Raw genomic sequence first — 18,596 nt, forward strand, 5'->3', positions numbered from 1 at the left:
ACTCTTGGAGGCGTGCATTTTCCACCGGGCATGGTCGCTGTCGCGGCGCTCAGCGGGCTCGTCGCCGCGGTGGCCGTCGTGCTGCTGACCGTCGTCGCCCGGCGGCGGACGGGGCGGCGTCGACCGGCACACGTGCTGCTCGCGGCGGCCGCCGGAGGTGCGCTGCTCAGCCTCCTGACCGGGGTGCTCGCCGCGCTCAGCGCCAACGACCACTGGGCCCACGAGCAGGGTCAGCGCACCGGTTGGGCGACAGTGGTGGCGATCGGCACGGCGGTGAGCGGGCTGGCCTTCGCCGCTGGTCTGCTCCGGCTGCCCGGGGTGGCCGCCACCGCGGCGGGAACGGCCCGGCTCGCCCTGGACGGGTTGGTCATGGCAGCGGCGCTGTGGTTCGTCGGTTGGGTGCTCTTCTCCGAGCCCACCCGGTTGCTCGGTGCCGCCACTCCGATGGCCTGCCCGGCGATCCTGGTGGCCACTGTGAGCGCCGCGCTCGGTGCCGGGCTTGTCGTGATCATCGTCTTCCGGGCCGCCACCCCACGTCGACGGCTCGCCGCGCTGGGCGCCGGCATCAGCGCGGTGACCTGCGGCGGGCTGGGTCTGAGCGCCGGGCTCTGCCAGGCCGGGCCGACAATGGCGCTGACCGGCGCGGCGGTGCTCGCCGCCGGCCTGCTGACAGTGGCGCTCGCGGTGTATCGGGCCGACCGGCCGGGGCAGGTCGACCTGGACCTGGTCGGGAGCGACGGCGAGTACGCGATCGCCCCGATGCTGGCGATGGCCGCCTCGGCGATGTACCACCTCGCCCAGGACGGCCGGTTCACCGCGGCCGGCATCGTGGCCGGCAGTGTGGAGGGCTTCGCCCTGGTGGCACGGCAGTACCTCACCCTGCGCGACGTCCGGGGGTACGCGGGCCGCCTGGCCGAGCGGGAGGCGCACTTCCGTGAGCTGGCGCACACCGATCCGCTGACGTCGTTGGCGAACCGGCGCGGGCTGCTCCGGGCGCTGCACCGCAACGCTGCGGACCACAACCCGTGCGTGCTGCTCGGTTTGGACCTGGACGGCTTCAAGAACGTCAACGACATGCGGGGCCACGACGTGGGCGACGCCGTGCTGGCCGAGGTGGGCCGGCGGCTGCGCGGCAACCTGCGCCCCGGCGACGTGGCCGCCCGGTTGGGTGGCGACGAGTTCGCCGTACTCATGCGGGGCCGCCCGGTCGAGGCGGACCGGGTCGCCGAACGGCTCCTCGGGGTGCTCAACCGCCCCTACGACCAGCCGGAGGGGCCGGTCTTCCTGTCGGTCAGCATCGGCGTGGCCGACTGGGCGGACGAGCCGGACGTGGAGCTGCTGCTGCGCCACGCCGACTTGGCGTTGCGCTACGCCAAGCAGCGTGGCAAGAACCGCATCGAGCGGTACGACGCCGCCTACGACCTACTGCTGCGCCGGCGTACGACAGTGGAGCACGAGCTGCGGGGGGCCATCGACCGCGACGAGCTGCGGTTGGCGTTCCAGCCGGTGGCGTCGCTGCCGTCGGTGCGGCCGGTCGGCGCCGAGGCGCTGCTGCGTTGGCACCATCCTGAGCTGGGCAACGTGCGTCCTGACGAGTTCATCCCGCTCGCCGAGGAGTGCGGCATGATCGCCCCGCTCGGCGCCTGGGTGCTGCATCAGGCCTGCTACCAGCTCTCCCGATGGCTGGCGGACGGGCACGACGTCTGGGTGTCGGTAAACGTCTCCCCACGCGAGCTGCACGCCCCGGAGTACGTGGTCCAGGTCGCCGAGGCGCTGCGCGCCCACCACGTGCCGCCGCAGCGGCTGGTGCTGGAGGTCACCGAGCACGCGGTCGCCACCGACCTGGACGAGCTGATCCGGCGGCTCACCGCGCTGCGGTTGACCGGTGTCCGGATCGCGCTGGACGACTTCGGGGCCGGCTACTCGTCGCTGGGGCAGCTGCGCCGGTTGCCGATCGACATTCTCAAGATCGACCACAGTCTGGTCGCCGAGCACGAGCCGGTCCGTCCGGTCGACCAGGAAGGCCCGGCGTACGCCCCGATGGTCGACATCGTCATGCGTCTGGGCCACCAGTTGGGGCTGGAGGTGATCGCCGAGGGGGTGACCACCCCGACCGAGTTGGCAGCGGTGGTGGCCGCCGGTTGCCGCTTCGGCCAGGGCGCGCTCTTCGGCTGGGGGGTGCCGGCCGAGCACCTGGAGGCGATGCTGGAGGCGGCCACGTCCCCGGGCGCGCGTCCCGCCCCGGTGCCCGCGCCGCGTCGCGCTGCGGGCGGGTCCGGGCAGCTCACCACGCCTGCCGATGGCGCGTCGCCGGCGGACGCGCCGGCCTCCGTTAACCAACATGTGGGATCAGTTGACTCATCGCGTGAGATGCGTCAGGCTTAGCCGCATGTCGTCGTACCGGTCGCTGCGAGTACTTACCTGAGCGCACTCTCCCTCACCGAGAGTGCGCTGGCCCCGTGCATCTGCACGAGGGCCGTTTTTATTGCCATCGGAACCTGGCGAAGCGGGCCGCGCCCGCGTCGCATCGCTTGACTAGCCACCAGCCACTCCAGCCGAAGGCCAGAACCGCCATGACGAGACCCACGCCCGAGACCCTCGCCCACACCGCCCGCCGGGCCCGCGCGGCCGCCGACCCGACCGTCGACGTCGACCAGGCCACCACGCGCACGGCCACCCCGGCCGCCCCGGCGGTACGGCCCGCCGCCGCGACTCCGATCTCCGGGGCCGGCTCGCTCGTGCGGTCCCTCGAGGCGCTTGAGGTCGACGTCGTCTTCGGTATTCCGGGCGGCGCGATCCTGCCGGCGTACGACCCGCTCTACGACTCGACGGTCCGGCACATCCTGGTGCGGCACGAGCAGGGCGCGGGGCACGCGGCGACCGGCTACGCGCAGGCCACCGGCAAGGTCGGCGTCTGCATCGCCACCTCCGGCCCGGGCGCGACGAACCTGGTCACCCCGATCGCTGACGCGTACATGGACTCGGTGGCGATGGTGGCGATCACCGGGCAGGTGGCCAGCCCGTTGATCGGCACCGACGGCTTCCAGGAAGCGGACATCCAGGGCATCACCCTGCCGATCACCAAGCACAACTTCCTCGTGCAGAACGCCGAGGAGATCCCCCGGGTGCTGGCCGAGGCGTTCCACCTGGCCAGCAGCGGACGACCCGGCCCGGTGCTGGTCGACATCCCCAAGGACGTGCTCCAGGCGCCGACCACCTTCTCCTGGCCGCCCACCCTGGACCTGCCCGGCTACCGGCCCACCCTGCACCCGCACGGCAAGCAGATCCGGGAGGCGGCGCGGTTGATGGCCGCGGCCCGACGGCCGGTGCTCTACGTGGGCGGCGGGGTGCTCAAGGCCGGTGCCACCGACGGGCTGCGCCGGCTGGCCGAGCTGACCGGCATCCCTGTCGTCACCACGCTGATGGCGCTCGGTGCGTTCCCCGACTCGCACCAGCAGCACCTCGGGATGCCCGGCATGCACGGCACCGTCGCCGCGGTCTACGGCCTGCAGAAGGCGGATCTGATCGTCGCGCTGGGCGCACGCTTCGACGACCGGGTCACCGGCAAACTGGACTCGTTCGCCCCGGACGCGGCAGTGGTGCACGCGGACATCGACCCCGCCGAGATCGGCAAGAACCGGCACGTGGACGTGCCGATCGTCGGCGACGCCAAGCACGTCATCGACGAGCTGATCGCCGCGGTCACCGCCGAGCGGTCGGCGGGGCGCACCACCGACCTCGGTGACTGGTGGACTCAGCTGGACGACCTGCGCAACCGTTACCCGCTGGGCTACGACGAGCCGGTCGACGGGACCCTGTCCCCGCAGTACGTCATCAAGCGGCTGGGCGAGATCGTCGGCCCGGACGCGATCTTCGTGGCCGGGGTGGGCCAGCACCAGATGTGGGCGTCGCAGTTCATCTCCTACGAGAAGCCGTACACCTGGTTGAACTCCGGCGGCCTCGGCACGATGGGCTACGCGGTTCCGGCGGCGATGGGCGCCAAGGTCGGCAAGCCGGACACTGTGGTCTGGGCGGTGGACGGGGACGGGTGCTTCCAGATGACCAACCAGGAGTTGGCCACCTGCGCGTTGGAGGGCATCCCGGTCAAGATCGCCGTCATCAACAACGGCAACCTCGGCATGGTCCGGCAGTGGCAGACGCTCTTCTACAACGAGCGCTACTCCAACACCGAGCTCGGCACCCACAAGCACCGCATCCCGGACTTCGTCAAGCTCGCCGAAGCCCTGGGCTGTGTCGGGCTGCGGTGCGAGAGCGCCGATGACGTGGACAAGACCATCGCCGCCGCCATGGAGATCAACGACGCGCCCGTGGTGATCGACTTCGTGGTCGGCAAGGACGCGATGGTGTGGCCGATGGTCGCCGCCGGCACCAGCAACGACGAGATCATGTTCGCCCGCGGCGTCCGCCCGGCCTTCGACGAGGATGACATCTGACATGAGTGAGCACAGCGAACGAATCAGCAAGCGCAGCATTGCCAATGGTCGTGACACGACCGAGCGAAGCGAGGCCGTGGCATGACCATGCACACTTTGTCCGTGCTTGTGGAGAACAAGCCGGGCGTGCTCGCCCGGGTCTCCGGCCTGTTCTCCCGGCGCGGGTTCAACATCGACAGCCTCGCGGTCGGCGAGACCGAGAACCCGGACGTCTCCCGGATCACCATCGTGGTCAACGCGGAGTCGTCCCCGCTGGAGCAGGTCACCAAGCAGCTGAACAAGCTGGTCAACGTGCTCAAGATCGTTGAGCTGGATCCGCAGGTCTCGGTCGCCCGGGAGCTGCTGCTGGTGAAGGTTCGCGCCGACCGGTCCGCGCGGTCGCAGGTGCTGGAGACCGTCAACCTGTTCCGCGCCCGGGTGGTCGACGTCGCACCGGACACGCTGACCATCGAGGCCACCGGCACCCCGGACAAGCTCGACGCGCTGCTGCGCGACCTCGAGGCGTTCGGCATCAAGGAAATGGTCCAGTCCGGGCTGGTGGCCATCGGGCGCGGCTCGCGTTCGATCACCGCCGGTCCCGCGCTGCGGGCCGCCTGACCCGCCGCCGGTCGGCCCTCGGCCGGCCGTCCGGCGAATTCATCCGCACAGACCACGACGGGCCGCCCCGGCCGTCGTACGAAAGGGAAGTTCTCATGAGCGTTGAGGTGTACTACGACGACGATGCCGACCTCGGCCTGATCCAGGCCAAGAAGGTCGCGGTGATCGGTTACGGCAGCCAGGGCCACGCCCACGCGCTGTCGCTGCGTGACTCCGGCGTCGACGTGGTGATCGGTCTGCCGGAGGGCTCGAAGAGCCGTCCGAAGGCTGAGGAGCAGGGCCTGCGGGTGGTCACGCCCGCGCAGGCCGCCGCCGAGGCCGACGTGATCATGGTGCTCGCACCGGACACCGCCCAGCGCGGGATCTACGCGGAGTCGATCGCCCCGCACCTCGCCCCCGGCAAGGCGATCTTCTTCGGCCACGGCTTCAACATCCGGTACGGCCTGATCAAGCCGCCGGCCGAGGTGGATGTGGCGATGGTCGCGCCCAAGGGCCCCGGCCACCTGGTCCGCCGCCAGTACAGCGACGGCAAGGGCGTGCCCTGTCTCGTCGCCGTCGAGCAGGACGCCAGCGGCAACGCGCTCGCGCTCGCCCTCGCGTACGCCAAGGGGATCGGCGGCACCCGGGCCGGCGCGATCAAGACCACCTTCACCGAGGAGACCGAGACCGACCTCTTCGGCGAGCAGGCGGTGCTCTGCGGCGGTGCCTCGGCGCTGGTGCAGACCGGTTTCGAGGTGCTCACCGAGGCGGGCTACGCCCCGGAGATCGCCTACTTCGAGTGCCTGCACGAGCTGAAGCTGATCGTCGACCTCATGTACGAGGGCGGCATCGCGAAGATGCGCTACAGCATCTCCGACACCGCCGAGTACGGCGACCTCTCCCGCGGCTCGCGCATCATCGACTCCCGGGTCAAGGACGAGATGCGCAAGATCCTGGGTGAGATCCAGTCCGGCGAGTTCGCCCGCGAGTGGGTCGCCGAGGACGAGGCGGGCCGGCCCAACTTCACCAAGTGGCAGGCCGAGGGTGCGGCGCACCCGATCGAGGAGACCGGCAAGAAGCTGCGCGGCATGATGAGCTGGGTCGATCGCCCGATCACCGAGACCGCCTGACCGTTCGACACAGAACGGTCCACCAGCGGCCGGCGATCCAGCGCTCTCCCCAGCGCGGGTCGCCGGCCGCTGGCCGTAGCACCCCGCGTCAGCGGCTCTCCATCGCCTCGGCCTCACCGGCTGCGTCGGATTTTCACCTGTTGGGACCGGGTGACCAACGCCTCGGCCAGCCTCGGACCGAACCGCGGGAGATCGATGCGGCTCAGCTGTCGGAGCAGCGTGACGCGTACGGCGAACAACAAGGGCGGATCCTCCCGCAGGGGTGTGCCTCCGGTTGTAGTGGGCGGGAGCAACCGTGTCGGTCCGGTGAACGGCCGATGTCCGCCGCCCGACCGGGCGTGTGAGGGCACTCACCCTGAAGACCGGAACACGCCGACCAGCGGGGCCCCTACGATCGCCTGTAGGTGCAGCAGCCGGCACCTGACGGCCACGGCACGGATCAGCGCAGGGCGCAGTGCGGCGCCCCGCCGCCCGGGCCGATCGCAAACACGACCTCTACGAGGACCGATGAATCCTGTCGTACTGATCGCCGAAGAACTCGCCCCCGCCGCCATCGAGGTGCTCGCCCACGACTTCGACGTCCGTCACGTCGACGGCACCGACCGTCCGGCCCTGCTCTCGGCGCTCTCCGAGGCCGACGCCGTCATCGTGCGCAGCGCGACCCAGATCGACGCCGAGGCGGTCGCCGCCGCGCCGCGACTCAAGGTGGTCGCCCGGGCGGGCGTCGGGCTGGACAACGTCGAGGTGCCGGCCGCCACCGCGCGGGGCGTCATGGTCGTCAACGCGCCCACCTCCAACATCGTCTCCGCCGCCGAGCAGGCCGTCGCGCTGCTGCTCGCCGTCGCCCGTAACACCGCGAGCGCCAGTTCCGCGCTCAAGGCGGGGGAGTGGAAGCGGTCGAAGTACACAGGCGTCGAGGTGCAGGGCAAGACGGTCGGCGTGGTCGGGCTCGGTCGTATCGGGGTGCTCTTCGCCCAGCGCATTGCCGCGTTCGGCACCCGGCTGATCGCGTACGACCCGTACATCCAGCCGGCCCGTGCGGCGCAGCTCGGCGTCCGCCTGGTCGGCCTGGAGGAGCTGCTGCGGGAGAGCGACTTCATCTCCATCCACCTGCCGAAGACGCCGGAGACGGTGGGCCTGATCGGTGAGAAGGAGCTGGCGCTCGTCAAGCCCACGGTTCGCATCGTCAACGCCGCCCGTGGTGGGCTGGTCGACGAGCAGGCGCTCGCGGACGCGATCGCCGAGGGCCGGGTCGCCGGCGCCGGTGTCGACGTGTACAGCAAGGAGCCGTGCACCTCGTCGCCGTTGTTCGCCTTCGACAACGTGGTGGCCACCCCGCACCTGGGCGCCTCCACCCACGAGGCGCAGGACAAGGCCGGTCTCGCCGTGGCCAAGAGCGTCAAGCTGGCGTTGCAGGGCGAGTTCGTTCCGGACGCGGTGAACGTGCAGGCCGGCGGTGTGGTCGCCGAGGACGTTCGGCCGCTGCTGCCGCTGGCGGAGAAGCTCGGCCGGGCGTTCACAGCGGTCGCCGGTGGGGTCGCCGCCAGCGTCACCGTCGAGGTCCGCGGTGAGATCGTCAGCCACGACGTGTCGGTGCTCAAGCTCGCCGCCACCAAGGGCCTGTTCAGCTCCGTGGTCGAGGAGCAGGTCACCTACGTCAACGCCCCGCACCTGGCCGCCGAGCGTGGCGTCGAGGTCACCCTGGCCACCCTGGCCGAGACGGCCGAGCAGCCGACCCTGGTCACCGTGCGCGGCGCGCTGCCGGACGGCCGGACGGTCAGTGTCTCCGGCACTGTCACCCACTCCGGCGCCCGGGACGTGCTGAAGCTGACCGAGGTGGACGGCTTCGACGTGGAGATCGGCGCGGAGGGCATCCTGCTCTTCCTGCGCTACGCCGACCGGCCCGGTGTGGTCGGCACTGTCGGTACCCTGCTCGGCGAGTCGGGCATCAACATCGCCGCCATGCAGGTGGCTCGTCGGGAGGCGGGCGGTGAGACGCTGATGACGCTCACCGTCGACCAGGCGCTCGGCGCCGACCTGCTCACCTCGGCCGCCGAGTCGATCGGCGCCACGGCGGCCAGCGCCGCCGACCTGCGCGACGAGTAGTAGACGACAAACACCGTGGGGGGCCTGGCGATTCGCCGGGCCCCTCGTCTTTTCCCGTCCGTGCCGCCGGTCAGGTCAGCCGGGCAGCCGCGCCGGCGGCGGGTAGACCGAACCGTCCTGCGGGTCGAAGAGCATCAGGCCGTGCTCGCCGGCCAGCCGCTCGATGTCCAGCAGCACCTGGTCCGCGCAGGTCGGGTGCAGGTTCAGCTCGACGTGGTCGTGGGCCGCGTGCAGCGGCGCCACCGCCCACGGGCTGTTCGGGCCCGGGTGACGGTCCGGATAGGAGGCGGTGATCGCCCGGTAGAAGCTGACCACCCGCGGATCGGGGTAGCGGTCCACGTGCCGCCCCTGCCGGCAACCGTTGACCGCTGTCCGTACGTCCTCGGGCGTCGCCCCGTCCTCCAGGGCCCACACGCTCAGATCGAAACTCACGGCGGATAGCGTGCCATCCGCCGTTCACCATGTCGAAACTGCCTCGCCGCCGGTCAACCACCGATTACCGCAGTCTCCGGTCACGACGGTCCGGTGTGGAGACTCTTGCGTCGAGTTGCGTCGATTCGCTAGCGTACGCACTGCGGTCACTGGCCGAGTTCGAGGCGCCGGCCCGTCTTCGGGTGGCGCGGTCGACGTCCGGCCCGACCGGTCCGCACCCCTCGGTTGTGCGAGCCACGCGCACTCGTCGCTGACCGGCCCCCACTGTCGTTGCCGAGACCGTGGGGGCCGATCGCGTTCCGCTCAGCGACGGTGTGCGAAGAGCGCGCGATAGTCGGAGTTGCCCCGGAACCACGCCAGGCCGGTAGGGCCGGCGGCGTAGAGCGCTGTCGCGTAGGCGTCGGCGATCGCCAGGTCGGGGCCTACCACTGTGGCGGCGACGAGGTGATCGGCCGGCTCGCCGGTGTGCGGGTCCACCACGTGCCCCTGCCGCCCGGTCACCCCGGAGGTGCCGACCGCACCAGCGGTCATCTCCAGCACCAGCGGCGCGCGCTCGGGAGCTGTCGGATGGTGCACCGCCACCCGCCAAGGTCCGCCGTGCGGCGCGCGGCCCCGAACGACGAGGTCAGCGCCCGCGAGTACGGCGTAGTCGTGGATGCCGGCGGCGCGCAGCCGCTCCGCGGCGCGTTCCACCGCCCAACCGCCGAGCAGGCCGCCCGGGTCGAAGCCGCCGGGCACCGCCCAGGCGTCGAACCACCCGTCGGTGGCCGCGCGCATCGCGGCGCAGCGGTCCACCAGATCGGCGAGCGGCGGGTACGACTCGGGGCTGATCTCGCCCCGTCGCAGCCGGGAGACCAGGCTCTCCGGTCGGTTGGGGCCGTAGGTGAGGTCGATGGCGCGCAACTCGGCGACGCTGTCCCGCAGCGCCTCGCCCACGCCCCGGCGGCCGAGCCACTCGGGGGCGTTGAGCAGCAGGGTGTACTCCGCGGTCGCGGTGCGTACGGTGTGCTGCACCGCGATCCGGCCCTCGGTGGCCGTGGCCGGGTCGATCCGGTGCCGGCGGCTGCCGAGTCGAAGGTCCGGCCGGCGGTTGCGGAACGCGGACGGGTCCGGCCAGCGGGTCCGTGGCTGCTCGTCGATGCGCATCGCATCTGCCCCCTCGCACATGGCGCCGCGTCATCGCGACCCCGTTGGTCAGCGGGCCCCCGCGACCCACTGAGTACTACCGTAGGCAGCGGAGATGACCGCCCCATGAGTCCCAGCTGAGAGGGTGCTGTGCATTCGCCCATCCCAGATCGTGGACGCAGCGTACCGGGAGGCGGGACGGCGACGTACCGTTGCCCGAACGGAACCGCTGAGCAGAGGAGTGCGGTCGTGGCGCGGATCGCGGTGGTGGCCGGAGACGGCATCGGGCCCGAGGTGGTCGCCCAGGCCCGCAAGGTCCTCGACGCGGTACTGCCCGACGTGCAGGCCACCGAGTACGACCTCGGCGCCGCCCGCTGGCACCGTACCGGAGAGGTGCTGCCCGACTCGGTGCTGACCGAGCTGGCCGGGCACGACGCGATCCTGCTCGGCGCGGTCGGTGACCCGACGGTCCCGCCGGGTGTGCTGGAGCGAGGGCTGCTGCTGAAGCTCCGTTTCGCCTTCGACCAGTACGTCAACCTCCGCCCGTCCCGGCTCTGGCCCGGGGTCGCCGGCCCGCTGGGCAACGTGAAGCCGGGCGAGGTCGACCTCGTGGTGGTGCGCGAGGGCACCGAGGGGCTCTACGCCGGTGCCGGTGGATCCCTGCACCGGGACACCCCGGCCGAGGTCGCCACCGAGGAGAGCCTGAACACCCGGCACGGCGTGGAGCGGGTCATCCGCGACGCGTTCGCCCGCGCCGGCCGCCGGGAGCGGCGCAAGGTCACCCTCGTGCACAAGACCAACGTGCTCACCCACGCCGGGTCGCTCTGGGCGCGTACGTTCGACGCGGTCGCCGCCGAGCACCCGGACATCGAAACCGAGTACCAGCACGTCGACGCGGCGGCCATGTTCCTGGTCACCCAACCGCAGCGCTACGACGTGGTGGTCACCGACAACCTCTTCGGCGACATCCTCACCGACATCGCCGCAGCCGTCACCGGCGGCATCGGGCTGGCCGCCAGCGGCTGCATCAACCCCGAGGGGGCGTACCCCTCGATGTTCGAGCCTGTACACGGCTCGGCACCGGACATCGCCGGTCAGGGCATCGCCGACCCGGTCGCCGCGGTGCTCTCCGCCGCGTTGCTGCTGGAGCAGCTCGGGCACAGCGAGTCCGCCGCCCGGGTCAACGCGGCGGTCGCCGCCGAGCTGGCCAGCCGGGTGCCGGGCGTAACGCTGCGTACCGAAGAGGTCGGCGACCGGCTCGCCGCCCACGCCGTAGCCTGATCACCCCGGCCCGAGTGGCGACCGGCCCTGAGGCCGGTCTGCCACGGGCAACCCGACCCGGCGCTACCCGCTTAACGACCGTTCGGGGTAAGTTTCTGGCACAGCCAGGTCGGTGTGCGGTCCCGCATGCCGTTGTTCCGCAGGGAGGTCAGCGCGATGAGCGGTGGTGACAAGCTCGACTTCGAGATCCGTCCGAATCTCGCGCCGGTATCCGCCGCCGATCGGGCCGCACTGCTGACCAACCCCGGGTTCGGTCGGGTGTTCACCGACCACATGGTCACGGTCCGCTACGCCGACGGCAAGGGTTGGTACGACGCCCGGGTGGAGGCGCGTGCCCCGATCCCGATGGACCCGGCCAGCGCGGTGCTGCACTACGCGCAGGAGATCTTCGAGGGCCTCAAGGCGTACCGCACGGCCGACGGTGGCGTCACGATGTTCCGGCCGGATGCCAACGCGGCCCGCTTCGCCACCTCCGCGCAGCGGATGGCGATGCCGGTGCTGCCGCCGGAGGTGTTCGTCGACTCGCTGCACAAGCTCATCGAGATCGACCGGGAGTGGATCCCCACCGGCGAGGACGGCAGCCTCTACCTGCGGCCGTTCATGTTCGCCAGTGAGGTCTTCCTCGGCGTCCGCCCGGCCAACGAGTACCTCTACATGGTGATCGCCTCACCGGTCGGGGCGTACTTCACCGGTGGCGTCAAGCCGGTCACCGTCTGGGTCTCTCCGGACTACACCCGGGCCGCGCCCGGTGGCACCGGCGCGGCCAAGTGCGGCGGCAACTACGCCGCGTCGCTCGCGGCTCAGGCGGAGGCCATCGAGGCCGGCTGTGACCAGGTCGTCTTCCTGGACGCGGTGGAGCGCCGGTACGTCGACGAACTGGGCGGCATGAACGTCTTTTTCGTCTACGACGACGGCACTGTGGTCACCCCACCGTTGACCGGCACGATCCTGCCGGGCATCACCCGCGACGCCGTCCTCGCGCTGGCCGGTGCGGCCGGGCACCAGGTCGAGGAGCGGCCGGTCAGCTTCGCCGACTGGCAGGCCGACGCCGCCAGCGGACGCCTGAAGGAGGTGTTCGCCTGCGGCACCGCCGCGGTGGTCACCCCGATCGGTGGGGTCCGCTTCCCGGACGGCGAGTTCCTGATCGGTGGTGGCGAGCCCGGTCGGGTCACCATGGCCCTGCGTCAGCAGCTGGTCGACATCCAGCGGGGCAAGGCGGCCGACCCGCATGGCTGGGTGCAGCGGGTCTTCTGATCTCCGTCGCTGCGCCGGCCCGTCCACCCGGACGGGCCGGCGCAGTCGGCCCTACGCGTCGGTGGACTGCGCCTCGGTGGGCTGCGAGTCGGTGGGCTGCGCCTTGGTGGGCTCGTCGAGCAGGTGGTCGCGGAGCGCGGCGAGCTGCTCGTCGGTCACTCCGGCGCGGCGCAGGTACGCCTCGACCGAGCCGTGCCCCGCGCGCAGCTCGTCCAGGAAGATCTGCATCGCCTCGGCGGGTGAGCTCAGGAACGGCGCCGGCACGTCCACGCCGCCCGGGTTGACGGAGGCCAGCCAGGCGCTGTACCGGGCCGACGCCGCACTGCTCAACGCGTAGTCCGCGGTGATGTCCGCGTCGTCGACGCCGACCACGGCGAGGGTCAGCGCGCAGACGATGCCGGTGCGGTCCTTGCCGGCGACGCAGTGCACCACCACCGGGGCGTTGGCGGAGTCGGCGATCAGGCCGACCGCCTCGGCCAACCCGGCCGTGCCGGTCTGGGCCAGGTCGGCGTACCGGTCCGCGAGGTACCGGGCCAGGCTGGCACCCTCCTCGTGCGGCGTACCCGCCCAGTCGGCGTGCTCCGGGTGGATGTGCCGGTAGGCCAGCCCCTGGTACTCCGGCACCCTGCCGTCGCGCTCCACCTCGGTGGGGCGGCGCAGGTCGATGACGGTGCGGATCCCGATCGCGGCGAACGCGTCCCGGTCCTGCTCGGTGAGGCGGTGCAGCGAGTCGGATCGGTAGAGCCGTCCTCGGCGTACTGACCGGTCGTCGTGGCCGAGGTAGCCACCGACGTCGCGGAAGTTGAAGGTGGCGGGGAGCGAGAGCTGGGGGTTGTTCGCGGTGGCGTCCACGCTCACACGGTAACGGCCGGTGGGACAGCGCCCCACCGGCCGTCGGGTCGAACAGTCACCGTGCGGTGCCGGGCGGGAGCGCGCCGTACGTCTCGTCGTAGTAGCCACCCAGCTGATCCCGGTAGCTCGGGTCGCTGTGGCTGGCCTCGTCGTACTCCGGGGCGGCCTTGATCTGGTCCCGGGTCCGGTCGACGGCGACGATGCGCTGGTCGTGGTCGACCTGGTTGACGGTGCCGGCCGGCAACATCACCTTCTTGCCGAAGATCCAGGGCCCGGTGTCCACGACCAGGTAGCTGCCGCCCACCTCGTGGCTGGCGCTGTCGATCTTGCCGATTCCACCGTCGTTGGCCTCGACCTTGTAGCCGACCAGGTCGGCGTCGGCCACACCGGCCTGGTCCCGGTAGCGCCAGGGGTCGAACGTGCCGGCCGGCGCGCCGCCGGGCACCGTGCCCTGGTCGCCTCCGCGCAGCGGGTCCGGCCCGGCGTGGGTGGCGTGCGGATCGATCCTGTCCATGCCGTTCACTCCTGACTGTCACCGATCACTCATGTCTCCGCAGGAGCTACCCGGCTGTCGGGGGCCGGAAACGGCCACCGGCTCAGGCCAGTGCGGCCTCGGCGTCCAGGGTGACCGCAGCGGCGTGCACCACGGCGGAGATCCGCAGGGCCTCGTGCAACTGCTCCCGGGTGAAGCCGCTGCCGCGCAGCTTCTTCTCGTGCAGCTCCAGGCACACCCCGCAGCCGGCGATGGCCGACACGGCGAGGCACCAGAGCTCGAAGTCGCCCTTGTCCACCCCCGGCTTCGCGATGATCTGCATCCGCAGTCGCGCCGGCATGGAGGCGTACTGCTCGTCGCCGATCAGGTGTTTGGCCCGGTAGTAGATGTTGTTCATCGCCATGATCGCCGCAGCGCCCTTGGCCGCCTCGACACCCCCCGGCCCGAGGTGCCCGAGCGCCTCGGCCGCGATCTCCCGCAGCACCAGCGGGTTGCGGGCGGTCACCGCGCAGGCCAGCGCGGTGCCCCAGGTCTGCATCGGGGTCAACGTTGAGGAACCGACGGTGGCGCCCAGGTTGAGCTTGATGTCCTTGGCGTACTCCGGCAGGGCTGCCGTGATCGCGTCCAGCCCCATGGTCAGACCCCGGTGGCGGCGAGGGTCTCGTCGGCGATCTCCGTCGGGCTGATGGAGGTGAAGCCCATCTGCCCGACGAAGACCACACACCACGTGCCCTCGTGGGACGTGTGGTTGATCGTCTTGGACGCGTTGTTGGCGGCCAGCGATACGCAGGCGGTGAGTCCGTGCTCAGGTAAGCGGTCACTGACTGTGAGCACAGGTCCTCCTTGCAGACGGCGCGGTGGCCATCATCGGATCCATTCCAGATGCTTCCGCATGGCAGTTTCCGCCGATGAGTGGCCTGGCGGCTTGTGAAGCCGATCACGAGCGGCGGTCCGGTGCGAACGAACCCTCCGTCACCATCCCGCTATGTGGATTGTTCCTCCCAAAACAGGGGAGGGGTGGCAGAGTGGCCATCGTGACCAGCACCGCCCTGATTATTGCGACCTAGCGCGCCGGCTCTCCCCTCTGCCGAGCGCGCAGACCTCCCGCATCCGCGGGAGGTCTTTTTGTTGCTCCGAGAAAGGATCCTGATGACGTTCCAGGTCTTCGACACCACGTTGCGCGACGGCGCCCAGCGCGAGGGGCTCACCTACTCGGTGGTCGACAAGCTGGCCGTGGCCCGGCTGCTCGACGAGTTCGGCGTCGGCTTCATCGAGGGCGGCTGGCCGGGCGCGGTGCCCAAGGACACCGAGTTCTTCCGCCGCGCCCGCACCGAGCTGGACCTGCGGCACGCCGTACTCGTCGCGTTCGGCGCCACCCGCAAGGCCGGTGTTCCGGTCGCGGACGACCCCCAGGTGCGCGCCCTGCTGGACGCGCAGACCCCGGCCGTGGCCCTGGTCGCCAAGGCCGACACCCGGCACGTCGAGCGCGCGCTGCGCACCACCGGCGCGGAGAACCTCGCGATGATCCACGACACCGTCAACCACCTCGTCCGCGAGGGTCGACGGGTCTTCGTCGACGGCGAACACTTCTTCGACGGCTACCGGCACGACCCCGCGTACGGCGCGGCAGTGGTCCAGACCGCGCTCGCCGCCGGCGCCGAGCGGATGGTGCTCTGCGACACCAACGGCGGCATGCTGCCGTCCCAGGTGACCGCCGTGATCCGTGACCTGACCGACCGGCTGGGGATCGACGCCGGGCTGCTCGGTATGCACGCCCAGAACGACACGGCCTGCGCCGTCGCCAACACGATCGCCGCCGTCGAGGCGGGCGTCCGCCACGTGCAGGGCACCGCCAACGGGTACGGCGAACGCCCGGGCAACGCCGACATCTTCGCGGTCGTCGCCAACCTCCAACTCAAGCTCGGCATGCCCGTCCTACCGGAGGGCTGCCTGGCGCAGATGGTGCGGGTCTCGCACGCCATCGCCGAGATCGCCAACATCGCCCCCGACACCCACCAGGCGTACGCCGGGGCCGCCGCCTTCGCCCACAAGGCGGGGTTGCACGCGAGCGCGATCAAGGTCGACCCGTTGCTCTACAACCACGTGGACCCGTCGGTGGTGGGCAACGACATGCGGATCCTGATCACCGAGATGGCCGGTCGGGCCAGCGTCGAGCTCAAGAGTCGTGAGCTCGGGCTGGACCTGGCCGGCAGCCCGGACGCCCTCAACCGGGTCAGCAAGCGGGTCAAGGAGCTGGAGGCGGGTGGCTGGTCCTTCGAGGCGGCCGATGCCTCCTTCGAACTGCTGGTCCGCTCCGAACTGCCGGAAGGCAGCCCGGCCCGGCCGTTCACCCTGGAGTCGTACCGGGTGTTGGTCGAGCACCGCGAGGACGGCGCGGTGGTCTCCGAGGCGACCGTCAAGATCCGGGTTCGCGGCGAGCGGGTGATCGCCACCGCCGAGGGCAACGGCCCGGTCAACGCCCTCGACGAGGCGTTGCGGGTGGGGCTGGCGCGGCACTATCCGCAGTTGCGCGACTTCGAGTTGGCCGACTACAAGGTGCGCATCCTGGAGGGCAGCCACGGCACCGGCGCGGTCACCCGGGTCCTGTTGGAAACCTCCGACGGCGGCGGCCGGGACTGGACCACTGTCGGCGTCCACCCCAACGTGGTCGAGGCCAGCTGGCACGCCCTGGTAGACGCCCTAACCTACGGCCTGGCCCCCACCTCCGTCTGACTCGCCGCCGCCCGCCGCCCGCCGCCCGCCGCCCCGCCAGCGTCGATCATGGAGTTGTGGTGGCGCACGTACGGGGCTTCGGTGCCCAAAACGCCCACCACATGTCCATGATCGACCGGGGCGGGGCGGGGCGGGGCGGGGCGGGGCGGGGGTTAGGGGGTGGGGAGGGTGAGGGTGGCTTGGACGGGACGGTGGTCTGTGCCGGGGAGGTCGAGCACCTTCACCGAGCGGACCGCTATCCGGTTGTCGACCAGGACGTGGTCGATGGTGACGGGTGGGATGAGGTCACCGTCGTACGGACCCCAGGTGCCGGTCAGTCCCTTCCCGGTGGCGTCGGCGGCGTCGACGTAACCGCTGCGTAGCAGGGCCCGCAGCGGACTGTGGTCGAGGGTCGCGTTGAAGTCTCCGGCGAGGATCCGCAGGCCACCGTCCGGGGTGGCCGGTGGTTGGGCGGCCAGGTCGGCACGCCAGGCGCCCACCTGGTCCAGCGCGTACGGCGCCGAGGGGTGGGCCGACTCGACGCGGACCGGGGGCCCGCCGGGGACGGACACCGTCGCGTACGCCTGGCTGAAGCCCCAGCCCTCGAGGTTGCGCCGGACACCGCCGTCGGTGATCGGCCACCGCGAGTAGAGCCCGGAGCCGGGGGTGCCCACCTCCGGGTTGAGCTGCCGGTGCGGCAGCAGCGTGGCGAGGCCGAGCTGATCCAGGGCGACCTGCGCGTCCGGCGTGAACTCCTGCACGGCGAGCACGTCCACCCGGTGTCTCCGGACCAACTCCACAAGCGTCCGCGCGTCGCCGGCGCCGGCGAGCAGATTGGCGGTGAGTAGCCGCACGGTCGCCCCGGCCGCCGCCGGCTGCGGGCTGGCCAGCGCCCGAGGTGCCACGGTGCCGAGCAACGCCACCGCCGCCAGGGCCGCGAGCGCCGCCGGCCACCAGCGCCGCAGGGCGAGCGCGAGGGCCAGGACCAGCACGCTGACGGCCGCGACGTACGGCGTGAAGGCGAGCGCCTGCACCAACGGCCCCCGGTCCAGGCCGAGCAGTCGGGCGGCCGCCCAGAGGGCTGTGGGTACGACGGCAAGCCAGCAGAGCACCGTGCCGAGCCGAGCGAATCGGTGCGCGGGTGGAGCGTCGACGATCACGACGGTGATCCTAGTCGGGCCCCGCGAAGCCATTTCATGAATGGTGGTGCGCTCACATTTCACAATTGTCTGACGGCTGGTTGACACCCCGGAAAAGCGAGATCAACTATTGACTGGCGGCTTTTTTCGGTGCTACGTTCCATCTGGCTTAAACGACGCAACTCTGAGTAGTAAGAGCAGCTCAGGTGGGATGTAGATTGCTAGGAAATTAATCTCATCGGGTGTGAGCGAGGCCGCTTTCCCCCGCCCAACTGTCGTCGTACGCCTATTTATTGGCAGTCAACCGTCCCGCCCCGCGGGTCGGCCGAATTCGCACGGTCACACAAGGGGGACCTGTCATGAGCACATCCTTCCGACGTAAGGTGGCGGCGGTAACGTTCGCTGTCCTGGGGCTCAGTCTCGCCGGCGGGGGCATCGCTATCGCCCAGCCGTCGGCGAAGGCGCCGCAGGAAGCCGTCCAGCCGGCGGCACGCGGCACGAACTCCCAGCCGCCGGTCAGCGCCGAGTCGGCGCGCATCGCGAAAGCCGCGCTGAAGGCGGGTGCGGCCACCCCACTGGTGGCCACCAACGTCTACACCGTCGTCAACTCCAACGGCACCAAGGCGCGCGGCGGCGGCACCGTGGTCAAGTACGGCGTCGGTCAGTACGAGGTGATCTTCGGTCACACCGTGTCGGCTGGTGCCTTCCTGGCCACCCTCTCCCTGTCCGGCTCCTGCTGCATCCCGCCCGGTGGCGAGGTCTCGGTCGCCCCGCGGCTGCTGACACCCAACGGGGTCTTCGTGCAGACCCGCAACTCGGCCGGGACCCCGTCCGACCTGGGCTTCACCCTGCTCACCCATACACCCTGACCGAACCGATCACCCGGCCCCCGTCGCCTCCGGCGCGGGGGCCGGACCCTGTCTGCCCGGCGCCCGGCCCGGATGGGCGGCGCCAGGAAGGGGTCGGTCCCTCCTCGACCGGTTCGTGCCGGTCGGCGCACAGTGGCCGCTCCCTTGCCGGTTGTCCACCCCTCGGCAAGCTC

The 18,596-nt window shown here is 71.2% G+C and carries 16 protein-coding genes; 9 read left to right on the top strand and 7 right to left on the bottom strand.

Going from position 1 to position 18,596, the window contains the following annotated elements; translation table 11 throughout:
* Positions 1–30: 30 nt before the first annotated feature.
* The 5 genes from ACLJOK_RS22590 (at position 31) to serA (ending at position 8,266) form a co-directional block, all read left to right on the top strand.
* Positions 31–2,385 carry a putative bifunctional diguanylate cyclase/phosphodiesterase gene (locus ACLJOK_RS22590; RefSeq protein ID WP_410821567.1) on the top strand — a complete coding sequence of 785 codons (2,355 nt, stop codon included), beginning with the start codon at positions 31–33 and terminating at the stop codon, positions 2,383–2,385.
* 188 nt (positions 2,386–2,573) lie between these two features.
* Positions 2,574–4,454: an acetolactate synthase large subunit gene (locus tag ACLJOK_RS22595; RefSeq protein WP_410820664.1), complete on the top strand. Its 1,881-nt coding sequence runs from the start codon at positions 2,574–2,576 to the stop codon at positions 4,452–4,454.
* A gap of 81 nt (positions 4,455–4,535) precedes the next feature.
* Complete coding sequence (gene ilvN / locus ACLJOK_RS22600; protein ID WP_088946549.1) at positions 4,536–5,051, top strand: acetolactate synthase small subunit; 516 nt, start codon at positions 4,536–4,538, stop codon at positions 5,049–5,051.
* A 95-nt stretch (positions 5,052–5,146) separates the two neighbouring features.
* Entirely contained in the window at positions 5,147–6,160 is a 1,014-nt protein-coding gene (ilvC, locus tag ACLJOK_RS22605) for a ketol-acid reductoisomerase (protein ID WP_238684655.1), read from the top strand.
* Positions 6,161–6,667: 507 nt separating this feature from the next.
* Positions 6,668–8,266, top strand: coding sequence for a phosphoglycerate dehydrogenase (serA, locus tag ACLJOK_RS22610; RefSeq protein WP_410820665.1), 1,599 nt, complete (start codon positions 6,668–6,670; stop codon positions 8,264–8,266).
* A gap of 75 nt (positions 8,267–8,341) precedes the next feature.
* Here the strand turns inward: serA and ACLJOK_RS22615 are convergent, their stop codons facing one another.
* Both ACLJOK_RS22615 and ACLJOK_RS22620 read right to left on the bottom strand, forming a co-directional pair.
* Positions 8,342–8,698, bottom strand: a complete 357-nt coding sequence (locus ACLJOK_RS22615) for a hypothetical protein (protein ID WP_091393184.1) — start codon at positions 8,696–8,698, stop codon at positions 8,342–8,344.
* Between the two features lie 303 nt (positions 8,699–9,001).
* On the bottom strand, positions 9,002–9,844 hold the full coding sequence (locus ACLJOK_RS22620) for an FAD:protein FMN transferase (protein ID WP_410820666.1): 843 nt from the start codon (positions 9,842–9,844) through the stop codon (positions 9,002–9,004).
* 228 nt (positions 9,845–10,072) lie between these two features.
* Here ACLJOK_RS22620 and ACLJOK_RS22625 point away from each other — a divergent pair, with 228 nt between their 5' ends.
* Both ACLJOK_RS22625 and ACLJOK_RS22630 read left to right on the top strand, forming a co-directional pair.
* Entirely contained in the window at positions 10,073–11,104 is a 1,032-nt protein-coding gene (locus tag ACLJOK_RS22625) for a 3-isopropylmalate dehydrogenase (RefSeq protein WP_112582053.1), read from the top strand.
* Between the two features lie 156 nt (positions 11,105–11,260).
* Positions 11,261–12,358 (top strand): branched-chain amino acid aminotransferase, encoded by a 1,098-nt coding sequence (locus tag ACLJOK_RS22630; protein ID WP_410820667.1) that lies wholly within the window; start codon positions 11,261–11,263, stop codon positions 12,356–12,358.
* A 51-nt stretch (positions 12,359–12,409) separates the two neighbouring features.
* On the opposite strand, the gene ACLJOK_RS22635 is transcribed toward ACLJOK_RS22630, so the two are convergent.
* The 4 genes from ACLJOK_RS22635 to ACLJOK_RS22650 all read right to left on the bottom strand — a co-directional run bounded on the left by ACLJOK_RS22635 (position 12,410) and on the right by ACLJOK_RS22650 (position 14,537).
* On the bottom strand, positions 12,410–13,246 hold the full coding sequence (locus ACLJOK_RS22635; protein ID WP_410820668.1) for a tyrosine-protein phosphatase: 837 nt from the start codon (positions 13,244–13,246) through the stop codon (positions 12,410–12,412).
* A gap of 19 nt (positions 13,247–13,265) precedes the next feature.
* Positions 13,266–13,724 (bottom strand): PRC-barrel domain-containing protein, encoded by a 459-nt coding sequence (locus ACLJOK_RS22640; RefSeq protein ID WP_410820669.1) that lies wholly within the window; start codon positions 13,722–13,724, stop codon positions 13,266–13,268.
* 82 nt (positions 13,725–13,806) lie between these two features.
* A complete protein-coding gene (locus ACLJOK_RS22645; protein ID WP_410820670.1) occupies positions 13,807–14,337 on the bottom strand; it encodes a carboxymuconolactone decarboxylase family protein in 531 nt (176 codons plus the stop codon).
* A 2-nt stretch (positions 14,338–14,339) separates the two neighbouring features.
* Entirely contained in the window at positions 14,340–14,537 is a 198-nt protein-coding gene (locus ACLJOK_RS22650) for a hypothetical protein (protein ID WP_410820671.1), read from the bottom strand.
* A gap of 315 nt (positions 14,538–14,852) precedes the next feature.
* Here ACLJOK_RS22650 and cimA point away from each other — a divergent pair, with 315 nt between their 5' ends.
* Positions 14,853–16,436: a citramalate synthase gene (gene cimA / locus ACLJOK_RS22655; protein WP_410820672.1), complete on the top strand. Its 1,584-nt coding sequence runs from the start codon at positions 14,853–14,855 to the stop codon at positions 16,434–16,436.
* 152 nt (positions 16,437–16,588) lie between these two features.
* Here the strand turns inward: cimA and ACLJOK_RS22660 are convergent, their stop codons facing one another.
* Entirely contained in the window at positions 16,589–17,572 is a 984-nt protein-coding gene (locus ACLJOK_RS22660) for an endonuclease/exonuclease/phosphatase family protein (protein WP_410821568.1), read from the bottom strand.
* 341 nt (positions 17,573–17,913) lie between these two features.
* Between ACLJOK_RS22660 and ACLJOK_RS22665 the strand changes: the two genes are divergently transcribed.
* Positions 17,914–18,423, top strand: a complete 510-nt coding sequence (locus ACLJOK_RS22665) for a hypothetical protein (RefSeq protein ID WP_410820673.1) — start codon at positions 17,914–17,916, stop codon at positions 18,421–18,423.
* Positions 18,424–18,596: the final 173 nt, after the last annotated feature.

The sequence above is a fragment of the Micromonospora sp. 050-3 genome (genome assembly GCF_046549335.1).
Taxonomy (GTDB): domain Bacteria; phylum Actinomycetota; class Actinomycetes; order Mycobacteriales; family Micromonosporaceae; genus Micromonospora; species Micromonospora trifolii.

Bases quoted from the DNA above. Each gene is read 5' to 3' on its own strand.
- ACLJOK_RS22590 (WP_410821567.1), top strand. From the start codon at position 31: ATGGTCGCTGTCGCGGCGCTCAGCGGGCTCGTCGCCGCGGTGGCCGTC.
- ACLJOK_RS22595 (WP_410820664.1), top strand. From the start codon at position 2,574: ATGACGAGACCCACGCCCGAGACCCTCGCCCACACCGCCCGCCGGGCC.
- ilvN (WP_088946549.1), top strand. From the start codon at position 4,536: ATGACCATGCACACTTTGTCCGTGCTTGTGGAGAACAAGCCGGGCGTG.
- ilvC (WP_238684655.1), top strand. From the start codon at position 5,147: ATGAGCGTTGAGGTGTACTACGACGACGATGCCGACCTCGGCCTGATC.
- serA (WP_410820665.1), top strand. From the start codon at position 6,668: ATGAATCCTGTCGTACTGATCGCCGAAGAACTCGCCCCCGCCGCCATC.
- ACLJOK_RS22620 (WP_410820666.1), bottom strand. From the start codon at position 9,844: ATGCGCATCGACGAGCAGCCACGGACCCGCTGGCCGGACCCGTCCGCG.
- ACLJOK_RS22630 (WP_410820667.1), top strand. From the start codon at position 11,261: ATGAGCGGTGGTGACAAGCTCGACTTCGAGATCCGTCCGAATCTCGCG.
- ACLJOK_RS22640 (WP_410820669.1), bottom strand. From the start codon at position 13,724: ATGGACAGGATCGATCCGCACGCCACCCACGCCGGGCCGGACCCGCTG.
- ACLJOK_RS22645 (WP_410820670.1), bottom strand. From the start codon at position 14,337: ATGGGGCTGGACGCGATCACGGCAGCCCTGCCGGAGTACGCCAAGGAC.
- cimA (WP_410820672.1), top strand. From the start codon at position 14,853: ATGACGTTCCAGGTCTTCGACACCACGTTGCGCGACGGCGCCCAGCGC.
- ACLJOK_RS22665 (WP_410820673.1), top strand. From the start codon at position 17,914: ATGAGCACATCCTTCCGACGTAAGGTGGCGGCGGTAACGTTCGCTGTC.